This is a genomic window from Priestia sp. P5_B4, assembly GCF_056400385.1.
The window spans coordinates 1-2,598 of sequence record NZ_JBFULJ010000538.1 but is presented as its reverse complement, the minus strand read 5'-3'; the positions used below and the strand labels follow the sequence as shown (position 1 = coordinate 2,598).

Annotated in this window: 4 protein-coding genes; all 4 read right to left on the bottom strand. The window is 40.7% G+C overall.

Annotated elements, in window-relative coordinates; translation table 11 throughout:
* Positions 1 to 267: DUF3870 domain-containing protein (locus AC1DRF_RS22595; protein ID WP_477741744.1), on the bottom strand; the 267-nt coding region annotated here is incomplete at its 3' end.
* A gap of 214 nt (positions 268 to 481) precedes the next feature.
* On the bottom strand, positions 482 to 730 hold the full coding sequence (locus AC1DRF_RS22590) for a ferredoxin (RefSeq protein WP_013057065.1): 249 nt from the start codon (positions 728 to 730) through the stop codon (positions 482 to 484).
* Between the two features lie 37 nt (positions 731 to 767).
* Positions 768 to 1,652: a pyridoxal 5'-phosphate synthase lyase subunit PdxS gene (gene pdxS, locus AC1DRF_RS22585; RefSeq protein ID WP_427076542.1), complete on the bottom strand. Its 885-nt coding sequence runs from the start codon at positions 1,650 to 1,652 to the stop codon at positions 768 to 770.
* 193 nt (positions 1,653 to 1,845) lie between these two features.
* The coding region (locus tag AC1DRF_RS22580) for a quinone oxidoreductase family protein (RefSeq protein WP_477741743.1) at positions 1,846 to 2,598 on the bottom strand (753 nt) is incomplete at its 5' end.

The window sequence follows — 2,598 nt, the reverse complement described above, 5'->3', positions numbered from 1 at the left end:
AATCGCCTGTTGAGATGGAGCAAAATAATAATTTTGAATACGTTCAATAAGAGGTTCAATTCCATCTGCAAGGCAGTAACCAATAAGCAGCTTCCGGAAAAAATTTTGCGTCAGCTCCGTAATAAACGTAAACTCAGCATTTACAATTTTATGCTCTGTCAGATCCACTTCTAGTACAATTCCCGCATGCTTATACATTTCATACATGGAAGTTCCCTGTGGAGCTTTTGCATATCCTGTCACAATGACTGTATTCAGTATTTGCATGCCCCTTAATCTCCTTTTAAAAACTATTTAATTACTCCGCACTTTTACACTAATAATTCTGAAAGATCAAATGAGATTAACTCATATGCTTTTAGCTATGTAAGTGCTTTCATTTTTAAAAAGATATGTTCTTACACAACTAATATTTCGCCTTTTCTAGACAAAATCCTTCTTTTCTTTTAAAAAAACTTTCTATTTTTTTATTTATTCGGCTTTATTGAAATTTATTCGAGTCTCCATCAAACTTTTCATCTGCTATACGGATGGACTCTGTTGGACAGCCTTCAAACGCATCTATTAAATCGTCTTCCAGCTCTTGGGGCACTTCAACCGTGCCTTGATTATCATCAAGTATAACGAACGCAATTCCTTCATCATCATAATCATAAATATCAGGTGCCGCAGCTCCACATGCGCCGCACGCAATACACGTTTCTTTATCGACTATCGTATATTTCCCCATGATCATTCTCCTAACTAAGTTTAAAAGTTATTACTCATTACCAGCCGCGTTCTTGCATACGATTTTCTGGTAATAATGATGAAATTTCAATTCCTTTCATTGCACTTCCTAATCCTTTTGATAAGCTTGCAATCAGTTCATAGTCTTGATAATGAGTAGTTGCTTCCACGATTGCTAACGCAAAYTTTTCAGGGTTGTCTGATTTGAARATTCCTGATCCAACGAACACRCCGTCTGCTCCAAGCTGCATCATTAACGCTGCATCYGCKGGTGTTGCTACGCCGCCTGCTGCAAAGTTTACAACCGGTAAACGGCCTTCATGTTTAATTTGCAGTAATAGCTCATAAGGCGCACCTAATAGTTTTGCTTCTGTCATTAACTCGTCTTCATCCATGCCTACAACTTTACGTACTTGAGCGTTTACTTGGCGCATATGACGCACTGCTTCGACGATGTTTCCTGTTCCTGGTTCGCCTTTTGTACGAAGCATCGAAGCACCTTCACCAATTCGTCTTGCTGCTTCCCCTAAATCACGGCATCCGCATACAAATGGAACCGTAAATGTACTTTTGTTAAGGTGATATTCCTCATCAGCTGGAGTGAGTACTTCACTTTCGTCAATGTAGTCTACACCCATTGCTTCTAGCACGCGTGCTTCAACAATATGGCCAATACGAGCTTTCGCCATAACTGGAATGGATACAGCGTTCATCACTTCTTCAACAATTGTTGGATCTGCCATACGAGACACGCCGCCTGCTGCACGGATATCAGCTGGAACACGCTCTAATGCCATAACGGCAACAGCGCCTGCTGCCTCTGCAATTTTTGCYTGYTCTGCATTGATCACGTCCATGATAACGCCGCCTTTTTGCATTTCTGCCATTCCCCGCTTCACGCGGTCCGTTCCATTTCTCACCATATTCAATTCCTCCTTTATATGTTCAAACACTTATTATGCAACTTCCATGCCAGTGTTAAAATATAGAAGAAATTAGTAAAAAACATTAATTTTTATGCCAAATTATTAAGCAGTTTTTAAAAAATTGGCAGGTGAAAGCCAATTTTTTAAACCAAAACAGCTCCCATCCCTATTAGAGACGGAAGCTGTTTTGTTAAGGAACTAACACTAATTTTCCGGTCGTTTTTCTTCCTTGAAGCAGACGATGTACATCTGCCGCTTCATCAAGTGAAAATGTGCCGCCCAGCATTAATTTTAACTGACCGGCATTTACGTAGTTTAATAGCTCATGCAGGCTTTGCTGATAAAGTGTTGGTTTTGCCATCATTTGAGGTAAGAAAAAGCCTAGAACCGATTGGTTTTTTTCCATCAGGCGGGCGGGGTTAAATTTTACAGGTTTTCCGCTAGCCATTCCGTAAAAAACGAGGCGCCCAAATGGTGCAAGACATTGAAGAGATTCATAGAATATATGCCCTCCTACCATTTCTAAAATAATATCGACTCCTTTTCCTTCTGTCACTTCTAAAATTTGTTTTTCCCAGCCTGTTTCTGTATAGTTAATTGCTTCGTCAGCTCCGAGATTTTTTGCAAGCTCAAGCTTTTCTTTGGAGCTCGCTGTAGCAATAACTTTTCCAGCTCCAAAAATTTTGGCAAGCTGAACAGCTAAGGTTCCAACACCGCCTGCTGCCGCATGAACGATGACGGTTTCTCCTTTTTCAAGGCGACCCATTGTTTTTAAAATATGATAAGCTGTGAGTCCTTGAAGAGGCAAAGCAACCGCTTGTGTTAAATCCACATTCTCCGGCAACGGAATAAGGCCTCTTGAATCTGCCAGCGTGTACTCAGCGTATCCTGTTGCTCGGTTAGATCCCAGCAGCGTCACGACTTTTGTACCTACTTTTATCCC